The following is a 5,958-nucleotide window of genomic DNA, read 5'->3' on the forward strand; positions in this document are numbered from 1 at the left end:
TTCTGTTTGTCAGACGAGTTTATAATTTTGAAGATTTGCCCACCATATGAGATTTTTTTATTAAATATTAGCCTCAATTATTCCCTCTGCTTGTAGAATGATCGCTCGCAACTTATCCAATATTTTTTGATTAGCTGACTGCCATAAACCTCTTTGATTTGCTTCTAATAATCTTTCTGCCATATCTCGTAACGCCCAAGGATTTTTGGCTTGAATAAATGACTGTACATTTTCATCAAAAATATAAGCTTCTGCTACTCCTTGATACATAAAATCTTCTACACATTTTGCCGTAGCATCATAGGCAAATAAATAATCTATTGTTGCTGCCATTTCAAAAGCTCCTTTATAACCATGACGCATTACTCCAGCTATCCATTTAGGATTAATAACTCTGGAACGATAAACCCTAGCAATTTGTTCTTTTAATTGTCGAACTTTGGGATTTTCTGGCATAGAATTATCGCCAAAATAAGTCTCAGGATTTTTGCCAGTTAAAGCGCGAATTGCAACAGTCATTCCTCCTTGGAATTGATAATAATCATCGGAGTCTAATAAGTCATGTTCTCTATTGTCTTGATTATGCAAAACTATCTGCATTTTTTGAAGACGTTGGGAAAATACTTCGGGAGAATTTATCGCCCTAGCTTCCTGGTTATAACTATTATTAACTCCCGTATAAGCATAACTACTCCAATTAATATAAGCTCTGGCTAAATCTCGATCATCTTGCCAATTTTGAGATTCGATTAAACCCTGTAAACCTGCACCATAAGCTCCTGGTTTAGAACCAAATATTCTATATTGAGAACGTGCTTTTGCCTGAACTTCAGTTAATCCTAATTCTTGCCAATATTTGACTTCTTTTTTGACTTGAGCAGCTAAAGGATTTTCTGTTGGAGACTCATCTAAATTAGCCACAGCAATAACAGCTTGGTCGAATAAATCAATAATATTAAGAAAAGCATCTCGAAAGAAACCAGAAATTCTTAAAGTTACATCTACACGGGGTCTTCCTAATATTGAAATTGGCAAAATTTCAAAATCTATAACTCTTCGAGATGGTCTATCCCAGACTGGTTTTACCCCTAATAAAGCAAGTGCTTCAGCAATATCATCTCCACCAGTTCGCATCGTAGAAGTTCCCCATATTGATAACCCTAAAGTTTGAGGATATTCACCATTTTCTTGAGTGTATCTTTCGATTAAATTTTCTGCTGCTAATTGCCCTATTCTCCAAGCAGTTTCTGTGGGAATGGCGCGAATATCTACAGAGTAAAAATTCCGACCTGTGGGTAAAACATCTGGTCTACCTCTAGTAGGAGCGCCAGAGGAACCACTAGGGATATATTTGCCATCTAATCCTATTAATAAGTTAGTAATTTCTTGGTCAGTTTTTTGCAGAGAAGGTAGAAGATTTTGGCGAATCCATTCTAATTCTTTATTTGTCTGTGGGAAGGGAGAGTTAATCAGATTTTGATCGATTAAATTTTCGACTAAATTAGCTACTTTTTCTTCGAGTAATTCAACAGCATCACCCAAGGTACGAAAAGATTTTCCATCTATTAATAAGTTGTGATTAATAATTGTAGAAAAATCGTCGGTGAGAGGATCAAAATCTAAGTTTAAATCTTTAGCTAAAGCACGAGTTAAACCTAAACGAGTAGTACTAGGATGACGAGCGATCGCTAGGATTAAATCTCGTAGTTGTTGACCTTGAGGAGATTGACCAAATATATGTAAACCATCGCGAATTTGTGCTTCTTTTAATTCGCAAAGATAACCATCTACATTAGTTATTAATTTGGCAAATCTAGCATTTTCATCATTTTCAAATTTATCCTGATTTTGCTGCGGAGGTGCAAGAAAGTCTGAGTCTTTAGAGGAACTGAAAAACTCAGAAGTTACCTCTTCTGTTTCTCTGGCAAATTTATCCTGATTTTGCTGCTGAGGTGAGAGAAAGTCTGAGTCTTTTTCCGAAGTGGAGAAGTCGGGAGTTACCTCTTCTGTTTCTGTAGAAAATTTTTCCCTATTTTGCTCGGATGGTAAGAGGAAGTCTGAGTCTTTAGAGGAACTGGAAAAGTGGGAATTTACATCTTCTGTTTCTGTAGAAAATTTTTCCCTATTTTGCTGAGGGAGTGAGAGGAAGTCTAAGTCTTTAGAGGAACTAGAAAACTCGGAAGTTACACCTTCTGTTTCTGTAGAAAATTTTTCCCTATTTTGCTGAGGGGGTGAGAGGAAGTCTGAGTCTTTAGAGGAACTAGAAAACTCGGAAGTTACACCTTCTATTTCTGTGAAAAATTTCTGCTCGTTTTGCTCGGTAGGGTCGGAAGATACACATTCTGCTTCTGTAGAAAATTTCTGCTCATTTTGCTGAGAGGGTAAGAGGAAGTCTGAGTCTTTAGAGGAACTAGAAAACTCGGAAGTTACCTCTTGTGTTTCTCTGGCAAATTTCTGCCTATTTTTGTAGGAAGGGGAGAGGAAGTCTGAGTCTTTTTCACAACTAGAGAAGTCGGAAGATACACATTCTGCTTCTGTAGAAAATTTCTGCTCATTTTGCTGAGGGGGTGAGAGGAAGTCTGAGTCTTTTTCTGAACTGAATAACGTGGAACTAATCCGTACATCCGTGGCAAAATCAGTGTTAGCTGAGTCTTTTTCTAAAAATGATAAGTCTTTATCTAAACCTTCTTTTTCTATGAGATTAATTATCCGTTCCCTAATCACAGATAACCGAGACGGATCTAAATTTTGCGCCTCATAATATTCATCAATTAAAGTTTCTAATTGCTGCAAAACTCCATAAATTTCCGCACGAGTCATAGGTGGAGTTAAATGATCGATAATTACAGCTTGAGACCTCCGTTTAGCTTGAGAACCCTCTCCTGGATCGTTAACAATAAAAGGATAAAAATGTGGCAAAGCACCGAGAGCTATTTCTGGAAAACATTCTTGAGATAAACCGACACTTTTACCAGGCAACCATTCTAAATTTCCATGTTTTCCCACATGAATAATTGCATCTATTTTAAATTTTTCTCTTAACCAATAATAGAAAGCTAAATAATTAGGAGTCGGTTCTAAATCTGGAGCATGATAATTTAAACTGGGGTCGATATCGTAACCCCGCGAAGGTTGAATACCTACAAAAATATTTCCTAGCTGAATGCCTGGAATGGGAAAATTATCAGTTTCTTTATATAGAGGAATTATTCTAGAATTAATCCGTACATCCGTGTCATTATTTCCTAGCTGAATGCCTGGAATGGGAAAATTATCTATTTCTTTTACCTCACTATCTTTCTCAAATCCTGAAAAATTACTAGAAACAGATGGTGGAATTATCGTCGAATTAATCCCTACATCCATGGCAAAATCTGTGTCATTCTCTTTCTCAAATTCTGAAAAATTACTAGAAACAGATGGCGGAATTATCGTCGAATTAATCCCTACATCTGTGGCAAAATCTGTCTCATTATCTTTCTCAAATTCTGAAAAATTACTAGAAACAGATTTGAGAAAAGATGACGGAATTATCATCGAATTAATCCGTACATCCGTGGCAAAATCCGTGTCTACTCTTTTCCCCCATCTCTGAATAATTTTTTCTCGTACAACTTCTGGCAAACTAGCAAAATATCTTTCAAATTCTGCCAAGGATAAAGACTGGAAAACAGGACGTAATTCACGACTTTCCAAATCATTTGTTACTCCAGAAGTCAGACATTTAATTAACTCATCGCCAGTTTCAGGAATATTTTCCAAATAATAACCAGCTTGTTCTAAAGCTTGAAGAATTTCTACACAACTAGCAGGAGTATCTAACCCGACTCCATTAGCAAGACGACCGTCACGATTAGGATAATTTGCTAATATTAATGCGATGCGACGTTGAGATGCTGGAGTTTGTCGTAACTTTATCCAATTAGCAGCTAATTCTGACACAAATTCAATCCTATCTTTAACCGGAAAATAACTTACTACATCTGTTTCTATATTTTGATTCCAAGTTTGAACTGCCTTAAAAGAAATTGCCCGACTAATAATATTTCCATCTACTTCTGGCAGTGCAATATTCATTGCCACATCCCGTGGTGAAAGACCTTGAAACTGACTTTCCCACTGCTCAAAGTTCCCACCACTAAAAATTACTTGTAAAACTGGAATGTCTAAATTTTTTCCCTGTCTTAGCAAGGGTGGGTTAGGAGATTTTTCCAGTGCAAAATCTTGATTATTCACAACAGAGACAGCAAAACTTGTTGTGTTTAACAATAATTGAATTGCTTCAGCATTTTCAGGTTGAAAATATGCCAATATTTCTCCCTGTACTTCTACATCTCTAGGAGAAGAAACAAATACCGGAACAGGTTCTAAATTTTTTTCTATTAAAGTTTGGCAAAGAGCATCTATAGGAGCAATATTTCCAGATAGATAATGAGCGCGATAGAACAATACTCCGACTTTTGCCTTTCTACTTTGCTCTTCTTTTTGCCAAGGATAAATTCCGACTCGTGGCACTGATATAGGTGAGGCAAAATCATAATCTTTTTCCAGACAAATATTAGCGATAAACTTGAGACCATTAACAAAATTATCTACCCCACCTTCTATTAAATATTGCCAGAATTGATTAACTAGAGAAATTGAAACATTAGAATGACTAATTAAATCTGGATCTGGGCGGTCATCTCCAGGAATTACTATTAGTTTTGCCCCTTCTTTTTCTATCACTTCTAACAAAACTTCTAAACCATAAGACCAATAGGAACGCCCTCCTAAAAGTCGAACAATAATTACTTTTGCCTTGGATAAAATATCATCAGCATAAGTATCAATAGTTAACTGTTGTTGTAACTGCAGTAAATTAGCAACTCGCAGTTGTGGAAAATCAAAAGGTAACTTATTAACTGCTGCTGCTAAAGTTTGAATATCCGTATCTGCTGCAGTTAAAAATATCATTGGTGCGGGAGTTTGTTCGATAAAAATTACCCCCTCTCCTTGAGGGTTCCAACCGCCAGGAGTAGCTGCTATTCGGTGCATATAATTTTATTGTTTAAAAATCCTAATAATTTTATCATAAACTTATATTTGAATCCATTAATATCTATAGCAGTCCTATTTTATTTGTGTATAAAAACCTTAAGGTTTTTAGGGAACAGGGAACAGAGAACAGGTAGGAGTTTCAGATTTTTTATCTACTTTTTGATTACCCGCAACCTATGCGCGGATTGCTATATAGTTATCAATAAATGCTTTTACTCCCGGAATTTTTTCTACGATCGCTGTAGATTGAATGTAATGGCAATTAAATTAATTTTTAAATTAGAGGTAGAAATGATACAAGTAAATTTGACTCCTTGGAGAGTTTTATCGATAGTATTATCAGCATTTGTTGCAATTATCAGTGGTATGAGTGGTTATCTATTGACAAAATTAAAACTATCTCAAATTCCATCAATACCAATGCAAGTTCAGGAAGGTCATTCTCTGATATCTTTAACAGGTAAAGTTATAGAAAAACCCTGGAGTAAAAGTGTTGAGTCTTGGATAGCAGGAGGGGGAAATTATTATGTCTTAGATGTGGGAGATTTGGAAATAGAAAAACGTTCTGCTGAAGAAGGTGTGATTTTGCGTTTTTCTGAGGCGATCGCTTTTGAAACTTTTGCCGAATATGTTGGAGAAAAAGTGGAAATAAAGGGAGAATATGTTGATAGTAAACCATATCAACCAAAAAGTGCTTACGAGTCTTATCCAATGGGTATGGATGGTAGACCTCTACCTAGAGGAGCAGGATTTAAAGTGTATGAAATTAGGGTGTTAGATGAATAGATATTAGTTTTTTTGTCATAATGAAAAATTTACCACCTCTAGTCTTTCCTCTTGCCAAAGTCGGAAAAATTTTTATCTTTTCGACTTTAGTCTTTACCTAGGAGGGAAAAATTTACCACCTCTAGTCTTTCA

At 35.9% G+C, this 5,958-nt stretch carries 2 protein-coding genes; one reads left to right on the forward strand and one right to left on the reverse strand.

Annotated elements, in window-relative coordinates; translation table 11 throughout:
* Nucleotides 1-60: 60 nt before the first annotated feature.
* Complete coding sequence (gene cobN / locus F6K22_RS28590; protein WP_293105886.1) at nt 61-5,037, reverse strand: cobaltochelatase subunit CobN; 4,977 nt, start codon at nt 5,035-5,037, stop codon at nt 61-63.
* Nucleotides 5,038-5,295: 258 nt separating this feature from the next.
* On the opposite strand from cobN, the gene F6K22_RS28595 reads away from it, so the two are divergent.
* On the forward strand, nt 5,296-5,826 hold the full coding sequence (locus F6K22_RS28595; protein ID WP_293105888.1) for a hypothetical protein: 531 nt from the start codon (nt 5,296-5,298) through the stop codon (nt 5,824-5,826).
* The last annotated feature ends 132 nt before the right edge of the window (nt 5,827-5,958 follow it).

Origin of the sequence: Okeania sp. SIO2F4 (genome assembly GCF_010672385.1) — a bacterium.
GTDB lineage: Bacteria > Cyanobacteriota > Cyanobacteriia > Cyanobacteriales > Microcoleaceae > Trichodesmium.

Bases quoted from the DNA above. Each gene is read 5' to 3' on its own strand.
- cobN (WP_293105886.1), bottom strand. From the start codon at position 5,037: ATGCACCGAATAGCAGCTACTCCTGGCGGTTGGAACCCTCAAGGAGAG.
- F6K22_RS28595 (WP_293105888.1), top strand. From the start codon at position 5,296: ATGGCAATTAAATTAATTTTTAAATTAGAGGTAGAAATGATACAAGTA.